The sequence below is a fragment of the Janthinobacterium sp. EB271-G4-3-2 genome, from assembly GCF_020858035.1.
GTDB classification, from domain to species: Bacteria; Pseudomonadota; Gammaproteobacteria; order Burkholderiales; family Burkholderiaceae_D; genus Janthinobacterium; species Janthinobacterium aestuarii.
Genome location: NZ_JACYMG010000001.1, coordinates 541,753 through 559,986 on the forward strand (window position 1 = coordinate 541,753; position 18,234 = coordinate 559,986).

17 protein-coding genes are annotated in these 18,234 nt (G+C 62.7%); 10 read left to right on the forward strand and 7 right to left on the reverse strand.

Annotated elements, in window-relative coordinates; genetic code table 11:
- Positions 1-65: 65 nt before the first annotated feature.
- From IGS55_RS02255 to nadB, 3 genes are all read right to left on the reverse strand, one after another.
- Complete coding sequence (locus IGS55_RS02255; RefSeq protein WP_230515794.1) at positions 66-863, reverse strand: hypothetical protein; 798 nt, start codon at positions 861-863, stop codon at positions 66-68.
- Positions 864-1,137: 274 nt separating this feature from the next.
- On the reverse strand, positions 1,138-1,650 hold the full coding sequence (locus IGS55_RS02260) for a hypothetical protein (RefSeq protein ID WP_230515795.1): 513 nt from the start codon (positions 1,648-1,650) through the stop codon (positions 1,138-1,140).
- A gap of 32 nt (positions 1,651-1,682) precedes the next feature.
- Positions 1,683-3,296: an L-aspartate oxidase gene (nadB, locus tag IGS55_RS02265; protein ID WP_230515796.1), complete on the reverse strand. Its 1,614-nt coding sequence runs from the start codon at positions 3,294-3,296 to the stop codon at positions 1,683-1,685.
- A gap of 206 nt (positions 3,297-3,502) precedes the next feature.
- Between nadB and IGS55_RS02270 the strand changes: the two genes are divergently transcribed.
- From IGS55_RS02270 to IGS55_RS02295, 6 genes are all read left to right on the forward strand, one after another.
- Positions 3,503-4,891, forward strand: coding sequence for a TIGR03013 family XrtA/PEP-CTERM system glycosyltransferase (locus IGS55_RS02270; protein ID WP_230515797.1), 1,389 nt, complete (start codon positions 3,503-3,505; stop codon positions 4,889-4,891).
- Positions 4,891-6,939: an XrtA/PEP-CTERM system histidine kinase PrsK gene (gene prsK, locus IGS55_RS02275; RefSeq protein ID WP_230515798.1), complete on the forward strand. Its 2,049-nt coding sequence runs from the start codon at positions 4,891-4,893 to the stop codon at positions 6,937-6,939. Before IGS55_RS02270 ends, prsK begins: the two co-directional genes overlap by 1 nt.
- Before the next feature lie 12 nt (positions 6,940-6,951).
- Positions 6,952-8,322 (forward strand): PEP-CTERM-box response regulator transcription factor, encoded by a 1,371-nt coding sequence (prsR, locus tag IGS55_RS02280; protein ID WP_230515799.1) that lies wholly within the window; start codon positions 6,952-6,954, stop codon positions 8,320-8,322.
- Between the two features lie 90 nt (positions 8,323-8,412).
- Positions 8,413-8,856, forward strand: coding sequence for a hemerythrin domain-containing protein (locus IGS55_RS02285; RefSeq protein ID WP_230515800.1), 444 nt, complete (start codon positions 8,413-8,415; stop codon positions 8,854-8,856).
- Between the two features lie 36 nt (positions 8,857-8,892).
- Positions 8,893-9,852: a hypothetical protein gene (locus tag IGS55_RS02290; RefSeq protein WP_230515801.1), complete on the forward strand. Its 960-nt coding sequence runs from the start codon at positions 8,893-8,895 to the stop codon at positions 9,850-9,852.
- 206 nt (positions 9,853-10,058) lie between these two features.
- The gene (locus IGS55_RS02295; RefSeq protein ID WP_230515802.1) at positions 10,059-10,622 is read left to right on the forward strand and encodes a DUF1439 domain-containing protein; all 564 of its coding nucleotides are present in this window, start codon (positions 10,059-10,061) and stop codon (positions 10,620-10,622) included.
- Position 10,623: 1 nt separating this feature from the next.
- Here the strand turns inward: IGS55_RS02295 and IGS55_RS02300 are convergent, their stop codons facing one another.
- Positions 10,624-10,860, reverse strand: coding sequence for a DUF7661 family protein (locus IGS55_RS02300; protein WP_230515803.1), 237 nt, complete (start codon positions 10,858-10,860; stop codon positions 10,624-10,626).
- Between the two features lie 144 nt (positions 10,861-11,004).
- Between IGS55_RS02300 and IGS55_RS02305 the strand changes: the two genes are divergently transcribed.
- Positions 11,005-11,772 carry a hypothetical protein gene (locus tag IGS55_RS02305; RefSeq protein ID WP_230515804.1) on the forward strand — a complete coding sequence of 256 codons (768 nt, stop codon included), beginning with the start codon at positions 11,005-11,007 and terminating at the stop codon, positions 11,770-11,772.
- A gap of 119 nt (positions 11,773-11,891) precedes the next feature.
- On the forward strand, positions 11,892-13,925 hold the full coding sequence (locus tag IGS55_RS02310) for a M13 family metallopeptidase (protein WP_230515805.1): 2,034 nt from the start codon (positions 11,892-11,894) through the stop codon (positions 13,923-13,925).
- 32 nt (positions 13,926-13,957) lie between these two features.
- Here IGS55_RS02310 and fdx read toward each other — a convergent pair whose 3' ends face one another.
- The 3 genes from fdx to lpxO form a co-directional block, all read right to left on the reverse strand.
- Positions 13,958-14,290, reverse strand: coding sequence for an ISC system 2Fe-2S type ferredoxin (fdx, locus tag IGS55_RS02315; RefSeq protein WP_230515806.1), 333 nt, complete (start codon positions 14,288-14,290; stop codon positions 13,958-13,960).
- A 61-nt stretch (positions 14,291-14,351) separates the two neighbouring features.
- A complete protein-coding gene (locus tag IGS55_RS02320) occupies positions 14,352-14,750 on the reverse strand; it encodes a DUF6331 family protein (protein ID WP_230515807.1) in 399 nt (132 codons plus the stop codon).
- 86 nt (positions 14,751-14,836) lie between these two features.
- On the reverse strand, positions 14,837-15,736 hold the full coding sequence (lpxO, locus tag IGS55_RS02325; protein ID WP_230515808.1) for a lipid A hydroxylase LpxO: 900 nt from the start codon (positions 15,734-15,736) through the stop codon (positions 14,837-14,839).
- 143 nt (positions 15,737-15,879) lie between these two features.
- Between lpxO and IGS55_RS02330 the strand changes: the two genes are divergently transcribed.
- Positions 15,880-16,314 (forward strand): hotdog fold thioesterase, encoded by a 435-nt coding sequence (locus tag IGS55_RS02330; RefSeq protein WP_072453709.1) that lies wholly within the window; start codon positions 15,880-15,882, stop codon positions 16,312-16,314.
- Positions 16,315-16,584: 270 nt separating this feature from the next.
- The gene (locus tag IGS55_RS02335) at positions 16,585-18,165 is read left to right on the forward strand and encodes a methyl-accepting chemotaxis protein (RefSeq protein WP_230515809.1); all 1,581 of its coding nucleotides are present in this window, start codon (positions 16,585-16,587) and stop codon (positions 18,163-18,165) included.
- The last annotated feature ends 69 nt before the right edge of the window (positions 18,166-18,234 follow it).

Below are 18,234 nucleotides of genomic sequence, written 5' to 3' on the forward strand. Positions count from 1 at the left end.
TCCTGTGTCAAACACTGTTGTTTTGTGTCTGACTTTAATAAGCGCGCTCCAGTGAGGCTGCCGGATTAATCCACTGAATCGTTGAGCAGCGCATCCATCAGTGAAATAGCGTGACCGCATCCGGCGCAACATGCGCTGCCAAACAGGAAAGGCAGGCGAAACGCGATGTCATCCAGAAATGGCAAAGCGTCCGCTTGCGCCTGCAACCAGGCAAAGGCGGCAAGGTGGGGTGAATTGTCGGCAGGGCCGGCAATCACCAGCAGCGTTTTCGCTGTTGGCGTAAAGACGGGATCCTCGGCGGCGACCGACAGCCCTTGCGCTACCGGCCACACATAGAGCTCTACGCCGCAGGCAGGGCATGCCAGGCAGAACTCCTCGTTGGCAAAGCCGCCCAGCACTCGCGCCACGCCGGCAAATCCGGCGAATGATGCGGCGGCCTTAAGCAGGTAGATGCCGCTCACCGTGTCCTCGACCTGCCGCAGGTCGGCGGTTGCCATGACGAGCGCTGCCGGGACTGCGGCATTAAAGGCCGCGACATAAGGGGATGCCTTCAATTCCTCGTCGAGGCCGGCGCCTTCATAAATCGACGCAGCAAGCGACAGCACGCCGGCGCGCAGGTCCGGCGATGTCACCGTCGCCGCCAGGGAAACCAGGTGCGGGAATGCGGCGACCGAAGCCGGATAAATCGAGCCCTGGTGACAAATATGGCCATACAAATCGTCCAGGGCCTCGGCGTCTCCCCGCCGCAGGTCCTGCAGCAGCGCGGGAATTTTTTCAGCGCCGCCGTAACCATCCGTCAGGCTTTGCCCATACGGCAGAACGCAGATCGAGTGGCGTCGTTTCAGTCTGTTTTTCCATTGCATCAACTTAAACGATGGACGACAGGCAGTCAAGCCTGACGCTACGTGACCGTGTACTGCCCGGGGCCGGTCCAGGCACTGATCCTAAACGGGTCGGTGATATGGCCTTGATCCCTGTAGTACGTTACCACCTCGGACGACAAGGATTTCATAGGAAAGGGCTTGATATTCATAGATTTTCGCGTAGAGGGTTGCAACAGCCAGAACCGCCGCTGTTGAACGATTAGCGACTGCTTGGTGGTCTTATATTTCCCGAAATTGTTGCCGCTCGATTTCTTCAACACGATAGGCTACTTGAAGCCACCTCAAATTCCATACCTGTTCCGAGCAACGGTCTGAAGCTCAGCCTGCGCCAAGCCTGCTTGTTGCCAAAATTCAAAAAATACTCCAATGTTTCGGCAGAAGCAGCAATATCCATGGGATGCAGGACGCATATGGCAGTTCTTATTTTCAAAACGTCTGGCGCGTCCGATTGGTCTCGCCCTTCAATTGCTCGCCAGAGACGTACACGCTCAGCGATGACTTCCTCAGCCGTTGCCGCACCGGTGATGTATCGATTCGCCACCGCTGCCGCTGACCTGGCAACCTCAGGCAATTGTGCAGTCACTCTGCCAATGGCCTCAATCATGAATCGCTGCGCTAAAGATTGTTCTGCAGGGTCATCCAGGTCCACTGCGGATGCAATGGCATCAAAAAGTTTTTTATTTAATATGTGCATTAGTTTCGGTGATTGCGCGATGCCTGCAGCGGGGCCGCCTGTGGCAAATGGCGGCACACCGCCGTGATTCATCGCACGATGCAGCAGGCGGTCCTGCTTGTCGACTAGCGGTGTGGCGGCGTCAGCACGCTGGCGATGGCCTTCGGCAAGGTTTCCGGATAGTCTCTGCTGAAGTGCAGGCCACGGCTTTCACGGCGGGACAGGGCGCTGTTGACGATCATCGAGGCCACGTCGACGAGGTTGCGCAGTTCCAGCAAATCGTGCGTGATGCGGAAGTTGCGGTAGTACTCGTCGATTTCCTCTTTCAGCAGGGCGATGCGGTGCTGGGCCCGTTCCAGGCGTTTCGTCGTGCGCACGATGCCCACGTAATTCCACATGAAGCGGCGCAGCTCGTCCCAGTTGTGGGAAATCACCACTTCCTCGTCCGCATCGGTGACCCGGCTCTCATCCCAGTCGGGCAGATACGGCGTGCCCAGCTTTTCCTTGCTTTCGATGTCTTGCGCGCAGGCGCGGCCGATGACGATGCATTCGAGCAAAGAGTTCGATGCCAGGCGGTTCGCGCCATGCAGGCCCGTGCATGCCGTCTCGCCGACCGCGTACAGGCCAGGCAAGTCGGCGCGGCCCGCCAGGTCCGTCACGACGCCGCCGCATGTGTAGTGGGCGGCCGGCACGATGGGGATAGGCTGCTTGGTGATGTCGATGCCCAGTTCCAAACAGCGCGCGTAGATGGTCGGGAAGTGTTCGATGAGGAAGTCGGCCGGCTTGTGGCTGATGTCCAGGTGCACGTAGTCGAGGCCCCGTTTCTTGATCTCGAAGTCGATGGCGCGCGCCACCACGTCGCGCGGCGCCAGTTCGGCCCGCTCGTCGTGGGCCAGCATGAAGCGCGTGCCAGCGGCCGCGCCCGCCTCAGGCGGCAGTTTCAGCAAGCCGCCTTCGCCACGGATGGCTTCGGTGATCAGGAACGATTTGGCATACGGGTGATACAGGCAGGTCGGGTGGAACTGGATGAATTCCATGTTCGACACGCGGCAGCCGGCGCGCCAGGCCATGGCGATACCGTCACCGCTGGCCGTGTCGGGATTCGTTGTATATAAGTACACTTTGCCGGCGCCGCCCGTGGCCAGCACGGTGTGCTCGGCGGCAAAGGTGAGCACCTTACCGGTTTGCTCATCCTGCACGTACAGGCCGTGGCAATGCGGTTGCGCGTTGCGCTGGGCCGGCTTCATGCCCAGCTTGTCAGAGGTGATCAGGTCGATCGCGCAATGGTGTTCGAACAGGCTGATGTTCGGGTGGGCGCGGACCTTTTCTTCCAGGGTCACTTGCACGGCGTGCCCGGTGGCGTCGGCCGCGTGGATGATGCGGCGTTGGCTGTGTCCGCCTTCGCGGGTCAGGTGGAATCCCAGCTCGGCCGTGGCGTCGCGCGTAAACGGCACGCCTTGCTCGATCAGCCATTCGATCGCTTCGCGGCCGTGTTCGACGATGTAGCGCGTGGCGCTCTCATCGCACAGGCCGCCGCCGGCGATCAGGGTGTCTTCGATGTGCTGCTGGTGGCTGTCGCCCGAGTCCAGCACGGCCGCGATCCCGCCTTGCGCCCAGTTGCTGGCGCCATCGAGCAGCGCGCGTTTGGAAATGATCGCGACGGTGCGCGTCTCAGCTAAATGCAGTGCAACCGATAAACCCGCCAGGCCACTGCCGACAATCGCTACATCAAATTTCATGACATTTATCTTTTTTTAGGGGAAGCATACTATATGCCATTTCCCCTCATTCGGTAATGTATTGAGATAAATTCTGCCAGCGAAAGATAGCTGGGGCTGTAGCTTGTGGCGCATCAATGTCTTCTTGGAACAGTTCGCCATGATGGCAAGACCAGCAGCAGGCCGCCTTGCGCGCGGCCCGATGCTTTTTGCCGCAGGGGGGAACCATGATCCGCATCTTCAGCCACTATGTCTCGAAAACAGCGTTTATCCTGCTGTTGCTGGAAATCCTGATCCTGCTGCTGTCGGCCACCCTGACATCCTTGCTGTGGTTGGCGGATGGCAGCCGCGTGGTGCGGGCGAGCGAGGTCTACCTGTCGTCCTCGATCTTTGCACTGGTCATTGTCTTGAGCATGAGCGCGCTGGGCATGTATCAGCACCGCTCGCGCGAAGACATCCGCAACACTTTATTACGCATCCTGCCGTCGTTCGCGCTGGGTTTTGCCGTGCTCAGCGTGTTGATACGCTTCATTCCAGCCCTGCATTTCGGACGCGGCAGCGTGCTGATCTTCGGCCTGGGCGCCATCGGCGTGCTGCTGGCGCGCCTGTTGGTATTCAAATCCTCGCAATCGGCGCTGATGAAAGGCCGGCTGATCCTGGTGGGCGGCGGGGCGCTGGCGCGCGAATGCATGGATTTGGCGGCCAGCAAGATCGGATTCCACCAGTTTACGGTGGTCGGCTGCATCGATGTGGCGGGCGAGCAATGCTGCGTGCCGGCCTCGGCCTTGCTGCCGACCGGACCTTCCTTGCTGGCCACGGCCCAGCGCCATGCCGCGCATGAAATCGTCGTGTCCGTCAGCGACCGGCGCAATGGCGCGTTTCCTGCCAAGCAACTATTGGAATGTGCGCTGGGCGGCGTCAAGGTGATCGATGCGGCCACGTTTTTCGAGCGCGAAGCGTGCCAGATCCGCATCGATTCCTTGCAACCGAGCTATCTGATCTATGGCGGCGGCTTCGACCAGAGCTTTTTCCGCGCCACGTCGAAGCGTTTGTTCGACCTGGCGGCCAGCGCAGTCATCTGCCTGGCGTCGCTGCCCGTGATGCTGGTAACAGCCCTGTGCATCCGCCTGGAAGACGGCGGCCCCGTGTTCTATCAGCAAGAACGGGTGGGGCGCGACGGCCAGCCATTCAAGGTGCTGAAATTTCGCAGCATGCGCTGCGACGCCGAGCGCGACGGCACGCCCATCTGGGCCTTGGCCAACGATGCGCGCATCACGCGCGTGGGCAATCTGATCCGCAAGCTGCGTATCGACGAGCTGCCGCAGATGCTCAATGTGTTTCGCGGCGAGATGAGTTTTGTCGGCCCGCGCCCCGAGCGCGCGTATTTTGTCGAGCAACTGAAGGAGCAGGTGCCGTACTACAACATTCGTCACAGCATCAAGCCGGGCATCACGGGCCTGGCGCAGGTGCGCTATCAATATGGCGCCTCCGTCGACGATGCCGTCAAGAAGCTGCAATACGATTTGTATTATGTGAAAAACAATAGCCTGTTCCTCGACTTGCTGATCCTGCTCGACACGGTGCAGGTGGTGCTGTTTGGCAAGGGCAGCCGGTGATGCGGGACCAGTCGGACTGGCTGGCGGCGCCCGACGCGGCGGCTCTCAGCCATGGCCTGGCATCGCTGGCCTTTTTCGTGCTGGCGCTGCTATTGATCAGCAACTGGCGCGCGCGGCAAAACGTGCGCGCCTTGCTGGTGGCGTGCCTGGCGACGGGCGGCTGGGCCACGGGCACGGTGGTGCTGGTGCTGGTGGGGCAGCGCATCGCGCTGGCCGGCGACGCGCTCGAATTGCTGCGCACCCTGGCCTGGCTGGTATTCCTGCTGCTGTTGATCGAACCGTCGCGGCCCCGTTTGCGCCTCGTGCTGGCCGGCATCGTCCTCACGGCGCTGGCACCGTGGCTGCTCTCCATGGCCTCATCCTGGCTGGCGCTGCCTTTGCCGGCGCGGCTCATCGCCAGTGTCTGCCGTTTGCTGCTGGCCGTGCTGGGCATGTTGCTGGTGGAACAGTGGTACCGCAACACGCCGCCCTTGAAACGCTGGGGCATCAAGTTTGCATGCCTGGGCGTGGGCGGGCTGTTCGCCTACGATTTCTATCTGTACAGCGACGCCTTGCTGTTTCGCGCGGTCAACGATGACATCTGGGCCGCGCGCGGCATCGTCGACGCCCTGTGCGCGCCGCTGCTGGCCATCTCGGCCGCGCGCAATCCCGGCTGGGCGCTGGGCTTGTCCGTGTCGCGCCAGATGCTGTACCGCTCGGCCGCCTTGCTGGGCTCGGCCATCTATTTGCTGGCCATGGCGGCCAGCGCCTATTATCTGCGCTACTTCGGCGGCACCTGGGGTTCCCTGATGCAGATGGCTTACCTGGGCGGCGCGGCCTTGCTGCTGGCGGGCGTGCTGTTTTCCGGCAGCCTGCGCGCCAAGCTCAAGGTGACTATCAATAAACATTTTTACAATGCCATTTTCGATTACCGCGAGGAATGGCTGAGATTTACGCGCGCGCTGTCGGAAGACGGGCCAGCCCTGGGCGAACGCACGATACAGGCCATGGCGCAGCTGGTGGAAAGCCGCGCCGGCGCACTGTGGATCTTGCGCGAACAGGGGCAGTTCACCCCGGCCGCCAGCTGGAACTGGCCGCCGGGCACGTGGAGCGAGCCGGCGCTTGGCCCCCTGTGCCAGTTCCTGGAGGCCCGGCAGTGGGTGATCGACGTGCCCGATTGCCGGCACAACCCGCGCCAGTACGGCGGCTTGCGCTTGCCGCCCGCGCTGCTGGCGCTGCCCGATGTGTGGCTGCTGGTGCCATTGATGCTGCATGGGCAGCTGTTCGCCTTTGTCGCACTGGCGCGGCCCCGCACGCACATCAGCTTGAACTGGGAAATCCTCGACGTGCTGAAAATTGCCGGCAGCCAAGCCGCCAGCTACCTGGCGCACCGCGAATCGCTCGATACCCTGACGGTGGCGCGCCAGTTCGACTCGTTCAACCGCATGTCCACTTTCATCGTGCACGACTTGAAAAACCTCGTGTTCCAGCTGTCGCTGCTACTGAGTAATGCGGAAAAGCACCGCGCCAATCCGGCTTTCCAGGAAGACATGCTGGGCACCCTCGACCATTCCGTGCAGAAAATGAAGACCTTGCTGCAGAAACTGGCGCGCGGCGAGGCGCCGGAAGCGCCTGCGCCGCTGCTGCTCGACGGCTTGCTGCGCCAGGCCGTGGCCGCCAAGGCCAGCCTGGCGCCGGCGCCCCGGCTGGAAATCGTCGATGGCGAGCTGACGGTACTGGCCAACCGCGCGCGCCTGGAGCGGGTGCTGGGCCACTTGATCCAGAACGCGATCGAGGCCACGGCCAGCGATGGCAAGGTGGCCGTGCGGCTGCGGCGCGAGCAGCACACGGCCGTCGTCGAGCTCGACGATACGGGGCAGGGCATGAGCGAGCAATTCATCCGAGAACGCCTGTTCAAACCGTTCGACACGACCAAGACGGCGGGCATGGGCATCGGCGTGTTCGAAAGCCGCGAATACCTGCGCGAAGTGGGCGGCAGCCTGGAAGTGCGCAGCGAACCGCAGGTGGGCACGACGTTTCGCGTGGTCCTGCCGCTGCACGCGGCATAGCAAAGGAGTGCCATGGGCAAGCAAAAACTGCTGGTCATCGAAGACGATCCCGGCCTGCAAAAGCAGTTGCACTGGAGTTTTGACGGCTACGAGGTCTTGCTGGCGGGCGAGCGCGAGGCGGCGCTGGCGCTCGTGCGGCGCCACCAGCCGGCCGTGGTGACGATGGACCTGGGTTTGCCGCCCGACCCGGACGGCGCCACTGAAGGCCTGGCCACCCTGCGGCAAATCCTCGCGCTGGCGCCGGACACGAAAGTCATCATCCTGTCTGGCAACCAGGAGCGCGCGCATGCCTTGAAAGCCATCGCGCTGGGCGCCTACGATTTCCACCAGAAGCCGTTCGAGGCCGACATGCTGGGCCTGGTCATCGCCCGCGCGTTTTATCTGCACGCGATGCAGCAGGAAAACCGCCGCATGCTGCAGACGCAGGCGGACTCGCCGCTGGCCGGTATCGTCAGTCGCGATCCGGGCATGCTGAAACTGTGCCGTAGCGTGGAAAAAGTGGCGCCTTCGTCGGCCAGCGTGATGCTGCTGGGCGACTCGGGCAGCGGTAAGGAACTGATCGCGCGGGGACTGCATGCGCTGTCGAGCCGCCATGCGCAACGTTTCGTTGCGATCAATTGCGCGGCCATTCCTGAAAATCTGCTCGAGAGCGAGCTGTTCGGCTATGAGCGGGGGGCGTTTACGGGCGCGGCGCGGCAAACCCTGGGCAAGATCGAACTGGCCCACGGCGGCACTTTTTTTCTCGATGAAATCGGCGACATGCCGATGGGGCTGCAGGCGAAACTGCTGCGCTTCCTGCAGGAGCGGGTCATCGAACGCGTCGGCGGCCGTGCCGAGATCGCCGTCGACGTGCGCATCGTCTGCGCCACGCACCAGGATTTGAAGGTGCTGGCGGAACAGGGACGTTTCCGCGAAGACCTGTTTTACCGCCTTAGCGAAATCGTGCTGCGCATTCCGCCGCTGCGCGAGCGGCCTGGCGATGCCGCCTTGCTGGCCCACCATTTCAAGAACAAGTTCTGTGCCAGCGAAGGCCGCAGCAATCTGCATTTCAGCACCGGCGCGCTGCAGCTGATCGAAAGCTACGGCTGGCCCGGCAATGTGCGCGAAGTGGAAAACTGCATCAAGCGGGCCGTCATCATGAGCGACGGGCCGCAGATCGCCGCCGACGACCTGGGCCTGCCCGCCAGCGCCCAGGCGGCGCCCCAGGATGAACCGCTGAACCTGCGCCAGGCCCGCGACGGGGCCGAATACAAGGTCATGGTGCGCGCGCTGGCGCGGGCCGACGGCAATATCGCCAAGGCGGCCGAACTGCTGGGTGTGAGCCGGCCCACCCTGTATGACCTGATGGGCCATCACGGCATCAAGTCGCAGGTGAATAGCTGAGTGTATTAAAAATCAAGATTGTGTAAGGCGTCGCACATACGCTGGCGCCGCCATGGCGCATCCTAGCCTCATCTACAACAAGGAGGCGCCATGAACGCGATCAATTTATTGCTGCAGGACCATAAGGCCGTGAAGGCCCTGTTTGCCCAATATGAAAGCTTGAGCGACCGCTCATTTGCCAGCAAGAAAAAGCTGGCCGACCAGATCTGCCAGGAACTCACCGTGCACACGCAGCTGGAAGAAGAAATCTTCTATCCGGCCGTGCGCCGCCCCATCCACGACGGCGACCTGATGGATGAAGCCCTCGTCGAGCACGCGAGCGCCAAGGAGCTCATCGCGCAAATCGCCGCCATGGACCCGGCCGACGACCTGTACGACGCCAAGGTCAAGGTGCTGTCCGAGCAGATCGAGCACCACGTCAAGGAAGAAGAGGGCGACATGTTTCCCAAGGTGCGGGAGACGGCCGTCGACCTCGACGCGCTGGGCCAGGAAATGGCCGCGCGCAAGGAACAGCTGACGGGCGTGGCCGCCTGAACGGTTTAAAAAAATCAATAACCAAGGGAGTATTCCATGCAAGCTACACAATTGTCCGTGTCGGACCTGAACAATCCGGGCGTCTCCTGGGGCGCCGTGCTGGCGGGCGCGGCCGCTGCGGCCGCCTTGTCCTTCATCCTGCTGATCCTCGGCGTGGGCCTGGGTCTGTCGTCCGTGTCGCCATGGTCGTTCAACGCGACGGCCATCGGCGTGTCGACCATCGCCTGGCTGGCCTTCATGCAACTGGCCGCCTCCGGCATCGGCGGCTACATGGCGGGCCGGTTGCGCGTGAAATGGAGTGCCATCCACACGGATGAAGTGCACTTCCGCGATACGGCGCACGGCTTGCTGGCCTGGGCCGTGGCCACCCTGATCACCGTGGCCGTGCTGGCCGGCGGCACGCGCGCCGTCCTGAGCGGCGCCATCGATGCGGGCAGCGGCGTGGCGGCGGCCGTTGGCCCGGCCGCAGGGGCGGGCGCGGCGGCAGCGGGCGCAGGTGCCGCCGGTGCTGCAGGCGTTAATGCAGGCGAGGGCGGCGGGGCCAATCCGCTCGATTATTTCTCGGACATGCTGCTGCGCGCACCTGCCGTGCCTGCTGCCACCACCACCGGCACCCTGGCGGCGCCTTCAGCCAATGCCAGCACGGCCGACCAGCGCGTGGAAACCGGCAGGATCTTCGCGACAAGCCTGTCCGCAGGCAGCCTGGCCGCCGATGACCGAGCCTACCTGGGCCAGGTCGTGGCCAGCCGTACGGGCTTGACGCAGGCCGAAGCGGAAGCCCGGGTCGACGCCGTCTACGGCCGCGCCGCCAAGGCCGCCGCCGATGCCAAGGCGCGTGCCCAGCAAGCGGCCGAGACTGCCCGCAAGGCCGGCGCCCACACGGCACTGTGGATGTTCGTCGCCTTGCTGCTCGGTGCTTTCGTGGCCAGCCTGGCGGCAACGTTTGGCGGCCGCCAGCGCGACCACGAGCGCGTGCTGCGCCATGTGACCATTTAATCCACCGATACAATCTAGGAGAGTCCGATGCGTTCCATCCTCTTGCTGCTGCTGGGTATTCCATTGCCCATCGTCATACTGATCGCCCTGTTCGTACGCTGACAAGGCCAACACAAGAACCGGCGCCCGCTGCAAGGTGGGCGTCGGTTTTTGCGTCAAAGCGGGCGCATGTGTAAGATGGCGCCATCTTTCCACCGAGACTATCCATGACCTTGACCGCCATCCGTCCCTTGCTGAAAACCGCCGCCATCACGGCCTGCACTGTGCTGGCCGCGTGTTCCACCCTGATCGGCCCGCGCGACGTGAATGTGTCGCTGAGCAAGATGCAGCAAGGCCTGGAACGCCGCTTTCCCATCGACAAGCGCGTGCTGTCCGTGCTGGATGTCAAGCTGACCCACCCGCAACTGTCCTTGCAACCCGAGCGCGAACGGGTGGCCCTCAGCGTGGACGCCAGCGTCTTGCCGCCTTTCATCCGCCAGACCTGGCGCGGCAGCCTGGCCATGTCGGGCCGCCTCGTGCTGGACGCCCAGCGCAACGCCGTCTACCTGAGCGAGGCGAGCGTGGACAAGGTGACCATCGACGGCATGGATGAAGCCCAGCAGCGCCAATTCGCCAAGGTCGCCAGCCTGGTGGCCGACCAGCTCATGCATGAAACGCCGATCTACACGTTCAAGCCCGACGAACTGCGCTATGCCGGCGTGCAATTCGTGCCCACGCAGCTCAGGACCACCAGCAATGGATTGACGGTGACGTTCGAGCCGGTGAAGTAGGCTAGTCCCGCAACGCAGGCGTGGCCAGTTGCGTGGCCGTGTGATTGCGCGGCGTCGCCTCTTCATGGAACAGGTCCGCCAGGTATTCGCACAGCGCATCGTCCTGGATATCGTCGGGGACAATGAAATCGGCGGGCCGGCGCTTGCCTTCCGTGCCCAGGTAGAAGGCGCGCCAGGCGCCCGGGTTGCCCCGGATGGCAATCAGGGTGCCGAAGATATTGAACCGCAATTCCTGCATCTGGCTGCTCCAAGTACGAAAAATGGCTGAATAGATGTGCGAAATGGCCGCCGCCGAAGAGGGGCGACGGTCTTGGATACCCTTCGGTACTTCTTGAATATCTATTGTGCTATAGTAACATTTACTTAACTTGGGGCGGCGATGATGCATATCAACACTGCGGGAATCCGGTCCGGGGCGCTGCCTGGCGCAGAAGACAGTAAAACGTCATCGGACAAGGCGCCGGCCCCGCAGGCGCCAGTCGCCGCTGGCGCCGTGGCCGACGACGTCGTGATTTCGACCCTGGCCGGGCGCCTGTCGAAGGCCGCGACGGCCACCAGCGCCACCGTCCAGGGCTACGATCATGCGGCGCTGGGTGTGTGGGTGAAGGACAATACGACGGAGATTCTCTATCCGCTGGACGCGGAACACAAGGCGGCCGCCGCCGGGCAGCTGCCGCAGCCGAATGACGCGGCCTCGGCGAAGTCGGCCGCCGCCGCCACCGCGTTGATCGACAGGAAGGGGCCCAATCCCTTTGCTGGCTTGTCGCGCGAGCAATTGTCCACCATTTCGAACGATGACAGCGGGACCTTTACCATCAACGAGCGGCGTGCCGCCTTTACGCAGGCATACGATGAAGAACAGGCCTGGCGCACCCAAGTCGTGGCGCAAGCCATGCAGGAATACAATACCACCGGCAAGATGACCAATTTCTTCAAGTCGGTGCTCGCGCATTTCAATACATTGCCCCAGCTGGAGCAATCGCAATACCCAGCCAGTTATGCGAGCGACCTGGAAGACAAGATCAAGCTCGATTTTAATTATTTCAATCATGCGGCCGGCGAGGGGGGACCAACGCCGGGTTCGCTTGCAGACATGCTGAAAAATCAGGGTAAAAAGACCGTGGACCTGTTCGATCTCCTGATCCGCTGATACCTGGAATTGTTCAACTGTCATTGTTGCGCGGCAGGCTGGCGGACTATAATCCGGCCTCCCATGCCTGGACAAGCATGTTCCCCCAACATGAAGTGAAAACAATTAAAGGAATCTTCGTGAAACGTTCACTTATCAGCGCCGCCTGCTGCGCCTTGCTCGCCTTATCTTCGCCCTCGCTGTACGCCCAGCAAGCACCCGTCTCCGGCATCGACATGAAAACCCTGGACCCGGCAGTGAGCCCCAGGGATGACTTCTACGGCTACGTCAACGGCGTGTGGACCCGCAATACGGAAATCCCGGCCGACAAATCCGTCTGGGGCACGTATATCGAATTGCGCGAAATCGCCCAGGGCCAGTTGCGCGGCCTGATCGACGCCACTGTGAAAAACCCCGGCAAGCCCGGCAGCGAAGCGCACAAGATCGCCGACCTGTACACGAGCTTCATGAACGACAAGGCGCGCAATGCGGCCGGCTTCAAGCCCCTGCACGCCGAGCTGGCCCGCGTTGCCGCCATCAGGGACAAGAAAGCCTTGCCGGCGCTGCTCGCCTACCTGCAAGGCAATGGCGTGGCGACGCCGTTTTCCGCCTATGTGGCGCCCGATGCGCAAGACCCCGAGCAGTACACGGTCAACATCAGCCAGTCCGGCCTGGGTTTGCCCGACCGCGATTACTACCTGAAGGACGACGACGCCAAGCTGCAAGCCGTGCGCGCCAAATACCTCAAGCATATCGAGACCATGCTGGCCATGAGCGGGGACCAGGCCGCCGCCGAACACGCGGCGCAGATCCTCGACATCGAAACGCGCCTGGCGGCGGTGCAGTGGACGCGCGTGCAGATGCGCGACCCCGTCAAATCGTACAACCGCGTCGATTTCGACAAATTCGCGGCACTGGCGCCGGCCTTCGACTGGAACGCCTACTTTACGGCCGCCGGCCTGGCGCCGAAGGCCTCGTCGGCCGTGGTGCGCCAGCCCAGCTTCATGGCAGGCTTTGCCGACACCGTGGCCGCCGTGCCGCTGGCATCGTGGAAGAGCTATCTGAACTGGCGCATCATCGAAAGCTACGCTTCCTACCTGGACAGCGCGACAGTCAAGGAACGTTTCGCCTTCGACGGCACGGTGCTGCGCGGCGTGCCGCAAAGCGAACCGCAGTGGCAGCTGGCGCTGCGCTTCACGGATAACGCCATCAGCGACGCCGTCGGCAAACGCTATGTGCAAATGTATCTGCCGCCGGAAACCCGGCCCCGCGTGATGGCCATGTTCGACAATTTCGTCGCCTCGTTCAAGGATGGCATCGAACAGCTCGACTGGATGGGTCCGGAAACCAAGAAGGAAGCCCAGCTCAAGCTGGCGGCCTTGAAGCCGAAGATCGCCTACCCGGATACCTGGCGCGACTACAGCGGCATGAAAACGCAGCCGAATGACCTGATCGCCAACGTGCGCGCCGCGCGCGCGTGGAGCCGCCAGCAAAACCTGGCCAAGCTGGGCAAACCGGTCGACCGCGACGAATGGTCGATGACGCCGCAAACCGTCAATGCCAGCTACAGCCCGGCCCTCAACGCCATCACGATCCCGGCCGCCATTTTGCAGCCGCCATTTTTCAACGTGAAGGCGGAAGACGCCGTCAATTACGGCTTGCTGGGCATCACGTTTGGCCATGAAATCAGCCATGCCTTCGACGATTCGGGCAGCCAATATGACGCCAAGGGCCGTCTGCGCAACTGGTGGACGGCGCAAGACCGGGCCGCCTTCAAGGCGCTGGCCGCCGGCCTCGTCAAGCAATACGGCGCCTACAGCCCCGTGCCGGGCTACCATATCAATGGCGAGCTGACCCTGGGCGAAAACATCGGCGACAATTCCGGCCTGTCGATCACCTACAAGGCCTATCAGCGCTCGCTCGGTGGCAAGCCGTCGCCCGTCATCGATGGCCTGACGGGCGAACAGCGCCTGTACATCGGTTTTGCACAGAAATGGCGCGCGAAACTGCGTCCCGAAGCGGCCATCGCGCAAATCAAGAGCGACCCGCATTCGCCGGGCGAATTCCGCGCCAAGGGCACGGTGAAGAACCAGCCCGGCTTCTACGAGGCGTTCGGCATCAAGCCGGGCGACCCGATGTATCTGCCGCCCGAGCAGCGCGTGATCATGTGGTAAACCCGTAGGGCAGTCGCGCACCGCGCCGGGGACTATTCCTTGGCGTGGTTCAGCGTGTACCGGGGCAGCTCGACCGTCAGGTCTTCCTGCGCCAGGCGCGCCTGGCACGACAGGCGCGAGTGGGGCTGCAAGCCCCAGGCCTGGTCGAGCATGTCTTCTTCATTGTCGCCCAGCTCGTTGAGCGAATCGAAACCCTGCACCACGACCACGTGGCAGGTGGAACAGGCGCCGACCTGGCCGCAGGCATGTTCGATGTCTATCTTGTTAAGCAGCAAGGCGTCGCAAATGCTCATGTTTTCCGGCGCGTCGAAGACGGCGCCTTTCGGGGCCAGCTCGGGATGGGGCAGGACGGTGATTTTTGGCATGCGGGATTCTCCTTGGTTATCCTTCAATGCCGTCACTGTGGACCTTCCCGCCTTGGCAAGGTCAAGCCCCTGCGCGATCCTGCGCGGTGATGCAGCCGTCCAGATGCTCGATTAATTGCAGGAACACGCGTTTATCGGCGTAGTGATTCATCGTGTTACTCAGCAATACATCGCTGGCCGCCGCCGCCACGGCGCTGTGGGCCTGCGCGCAGGCGGCGTGCAGTTGCGCCCGATCAACTTCCAGCAGCGCCGTCTCGACGGCTTCGCGTGTGAAATCGTAGGCATCCATGCCGCAGCAGCCGGCGACACAATGGGTTTCCAGCAGGCAGATCAGCTGCCACAGTTCCCCCAGCAAGGCATCGATGTCGATCGCTTGGTCATAGCGGCCGTCAAGATCGATGAATTCGATCCAGGCGTCGTCGCCGATCTGGATATCGTACTGGCGGTCGCGTTCGGTCATTTTTCAACATTCTCCGGGTCGGTGGCATCGCATTATAAAAAAAACCGCCCGCAGGCGGTTTTCTTATGGGAACGACAGCCCGGCAGCTAGATAAAGTAGATCAGCGCGATCACGCCCACGACGAGGGCCACGCGGGTGACCTGGTACGCCGTCTTGTTCCACGCCTTGAAGCGGCGGCGATACTGGCCCATGGTCCAGGAGATCTGGAACAGTTTGCTCACGCCGCCCACCTGGTCGCCCAGTTCGTTTGGCGAGGCGGCGGCCGTCATCAGGGTGCGGCCCAGCCAGCGGTTCAAGCCTTGCGCCCAGCGGTAGCGCATCGGACGCTCGATGTCGCAGAACAGGATGATGCGGTCGCTGTCGGCATCGTTGCGTGCCCAGTGGATATACGTTTCATCGAACATCACGGCCTGGCCGTCGCGCCAGCTGTGGCGTTCGCCATCGACGTCGATGAAGCAGCGGTCGTCGTTCGGCGTCTGCAAGCCCAGGTGGTAGCGCAAGGAGCCCGCGAACGGGTCGCGGTGCGGGTTGAGCTTGCCGCCTTGCGGCAGTTCCGCGAACATGGCGGCCTTGATTGACGGAATCGATTGCAGCAAGGCATAGGTTTGCGGGCACATCTGCTGCGCCGACGGGTGGTTCGCGTCATACCATTTCAGATAGAAACGCTTCCATCCATACTTGAAGAAGGAATTGAAACCGACGTCATTGTTCTTTTCGGCCGCCTTGATCTTTTTCATTTCCTGCATGCGCAGCGCTTCATCGCGGATGATCTGCCAGTTCTGCTGCAGCGGCGCCAGTTCCGGGAATTGATCGACGGCCAAATACGGCGTGGCCGGCACCTTGGAAAAAGTGTGCATGAACAGGTTCAGCGGCGCCATGAACGAGGAGTGATCGAAAATCTGGCGGCGGAACGGCAGGCGCACCTTGCCCCGAAAATGAATATGTAAAACCGAAAACACAAAAATGCCCAGCAAGGCCCACTTCATACACAACCTCGTTTTTTAAGAATGGGGCAATTATAACCAGTTAATGCCATCGCCACCCCGGGCCACGGTGAAGGAAAGATGAAGCGGCACGCGCGGACGCTCTGTCCTACAATGGCCTTTTCTACACACTATCCGAGGTAACAATGGAAATCTGGCACGCACCGCTCGACCTGGCCATCCTCAACGCCGCCAGCGAGGGCACGGCCATGCGCCACCTGGGCATTGAATTTACGGCCTTCGGCCCCGACTGGATCGAAGCGACCATGCCCGTCGACCACCGCACCATGCAGCCATTCAAGCTGCTGCATGGCGGCGCTTCCGTCCTGCTGGCCGAAACCCTGGGCAGCATGGCCGCGAATGCCTGCCTCGATTCCAGCCGGCACGTCAGCGTGGGCCAGGAAATCAATGCCAACCACCTGCGCGGCGTGCGCGGCGGCCACGTGACGGGGCGCGCCACGCCGATCCACCGGGGCCGCACCAGCCAGGTCTGGGAAATCCGCATCACGGGCGACGACGGCAAACTGTGCTGCATCTCGCGCATCACGATGGCCGTCATCGACGCCCCGGGCGCGGGCTGATACGGCAGCTCTTGACTTGCATCAAGGCATGAAAAGCGAGCGCGTGAAATCATAAAAAACGCTGTTCGCTTATAATTCAGTGTGCTGTTGTATGGCGTGAGGGTGTCCCCCCGCACGCCTGCATTGCCCGACATTAGAAGCTGACTGCCCAAAAAACGCCAGTTAGAGACCCATCCTGCGGCATGCGGGAAAGGCACCACGACGGCGAGCAGATCGCCCGGTTCTAGCGGAACCGGCAAAAAATCAACTTTACACAGGGCAATAAGAACAATGATGTCATTCAATCGTTTGACGATAGGCGCGCGCCTGAGCGCAGGCTTCGGGCTGCTGGTCTTACTCATGCTGGTGCTGGCGGCCTTCGCGCTGCTGCGCATCGGTGCCATCTCCGGCGCCATGGACGCGCAGGAAAAAGTCCAACTGGAAAAACTCGAACCGCTGTATGTGGCGCGCGAAGCGCTCGACCAGACGGGCCTGGCCGCCCGCAACGCGTATATCTTCCACGACCAGGCCGCCGCCGAGAAAGAGCTGGCCATCCTCGACAATCAGAAGGCCCTGTACCTGGACGCGCTGGCCCGGCTGGCGCCGCAGTTCGCCGGCGATCCGCAGTTCGAGAAGGTCAGCACGGGCTTGACCGCCATGGCGCAGGAATTGCAGCGTCCGCGCCAGTTTCGCGCCGCAGGGCAAATGGACCAGTACGGCACCTTCCTCGTTGAGGAATGCAGCCCCTTGCGGCGCCAGATCGTCGCCGACATCGATACGGTCCTGAAAAACGTGCAGCGCGAATCGGAGCAGGCCAGCGTGGCCGCGCGCGCCATCTACGGCCAGTCCTTGCGCTGGATCGGCGTGCTGGCCGCGCTCAGTGTGCTTGTTTGCATCGCGGTCGCCACCGTCATCACGCGCGGCCTGTTGCACCAGCTGGGCGGCGAACCGGCGTATGCGGCCGCGATTGCCGGGCGCATCGCGCTGGGGGAGTTGGCCATCGACGTGCACACGCGCCACGGCGACGACAGCAGCCTGCTGTTTGCCATCAAGACCATGCGCGACAACCTGGCCGCCATCGTTGGCAAGGTGCGCCATGGAACGGAAAGCATCGCCACGGCGTCGACCGAGATCGCCACGGGCAACCGCGACCTGTCGCAGCGCACGGAGCAGCAGGCCGGCTCGCTGGAAGAAGTGGCGTCATCGATGGAGGAACTGATTTCCACCGTGCGCCAGAATGCGGACAACGCCCAGCAGGCAAACCGTCTGGCGCGCGAAGCGTCGACCGTGTCGGAGCAGGGCGGCAAGGCGGTGGCCGAAGTGGTGCACACCATGGGCCTGATCAATGCCTCGTCGAACAAGATCGTCGACATCATCGGCGTGATCGACAGCATCGCCTTCCAGACCAATATCCTCGCCTTGAACGCGGCCGTGGAAGCGGCACGCGCCGGCGAACAGGGACGCGGTTTCGCCGTCGTCGCCACCGAGGTGCGCAGCCTGGCGCAGCGGTCAAGCGCCGCCGCGCGCGAAATCAAGGCCCTGATCGACGATTCCGTCAGCAAGGTCGGCACGGGCACGGTGCTCGTCGAGCAGGCCGGCGCCACCATGCATGACGTGGTGGCCGGCATCGGCAGGGTCACGGGCATCATGGCCGAGATCAGCCACGCCACGCAGGAGCAGGGCGCCGGCATCGAGCAAGTCAACCGCGCCATCGTCGACATGGACAGGGTGACCCAGCAAAACGCGGCCCTGGTCGCGCAGGCGGCGGCCGCCGCGCACGAACTGCAGCAGCAAGCGGCGCAGCTGGAACAGGAAGTGGGCATCTTCAAGCTGGCCCCGCCGGCCAACGGCCCGCTGCGCCTGGCGGCCTGAGGCCGATGGCGCTTTAGCGCGGCGCGCGCCAACCGGCATATTCCGCGCTACAATGAGCGCTGGATCACC

Bases quoted from the DNA above. Each gene is read 5' to 3' on its own strand.
- prsK (WP_230515798.1), top strand. From the start codon at position 4,891: ATGCGGGACCAGTCGGACTGGCTGGCGGCGCCCGACGCGGCGGCTCTC.
- IGS55_RS02295 (WP_230515802.1), top strand. From the start codon at position 10,059: ATGACCTTGACCGCCATCCGTCCCTTGCTGAAAACCGCCGCCATCACG.
- IGS55_RS02330 (WP_072453709.1), top strand. From the start codon at position 15,880: ATGGAAATCTGGCACGCACCGCTCGACCTGGCCATCCTCAACGCCGCC.
- IGS55_RS02335 (WP_230515809.1), top strand. From the start codon at position 16,585: ATGATGTCATTCAATCGTTTGACGATAGGCGCGCGCCTGAGCGCAGGC.
- IGS55_RS02270 (WP_230515797.1), top strand. From the start codon at position 3,503: ATGATCCGCATCTTCAGCCACTATGTCTCGAAAACAGCGTTTATCCTG.
- IGS55_RS02300 (WP_230515803.1), bottom strand. From the start codon at position 10,860: ATGCAGGAATTGCGGTTCAATATCTTCGGCACCCTGATTGCCATCCGG.
- IGS55_RS02320 (WP_230515807.1), bottom strand. From the start codon at position 14,750: ATGACCGAACGCGACCGCCAGTACGATATCCAGATCGGCGACGACGCC.
- IGS55_RS02285 (WP_230515800.1), top strand. From the start codon at position 8,413: ATGAACGCGATCAATTTATTGCTGCAGGACCATAAGGCCGTGAAGGCC.
- IGS55_RS02255 (WP_230515794.1), bottom strand. From the start codon at position 863: ATGCAATGGAAAAACAGACTGAAACGACGCCACTCGATCTGCGTTCTG.
- lpxO (WP_230515808.1), bottom strand. From the start codon at position 15,736: ATGAAGTGGGCCTTGCTGGGCATTTTTGTGTTTTCGGTTTTACATATT.
- prsR (WP_230515799.1), top strand. From the start codon at position 6,952: ATGGGCAAGCAAAAACTGCTGGTCATCGAAGACGATCCCGGCCTGCAA.
- nadB (WP_230515796.1), bottom strand. From the start codon at position 3,296: ATGAAATTTGATGTAGCGATTGTCGGCAGTGGCCTGGCGGGTTTATCG.
- IGS55_RS02290 (WP_230515801.1), top strand. From the start codon at position 8,893: ATGCAAGCTACACAATTGTCCGTGTCGGACCTGAACAATCCGGGCGTC.
- IGS55_RS02305 (WP_230515804.1), top strand. From the start codon at position 11,005: ATGCATATCAACACTGCGGGAATCCGGTCCGGGGCGCTGCCTGGCGCA.
- IGS55_RS02260 (WP_230515795.1), bottom strand. From the start codon at position 1,650: ATGAATCACGGCGGTGTGCCGCCATTTGCCACAGGCGGCCCCGCTGCA.
- fdx (WP_230515806.1), bottom strand. From the start codon at position 14,290: ATGCCAAAAATCACCGTCCTGCCCCATCCCGAGCTGGCCCCGAAAGGC.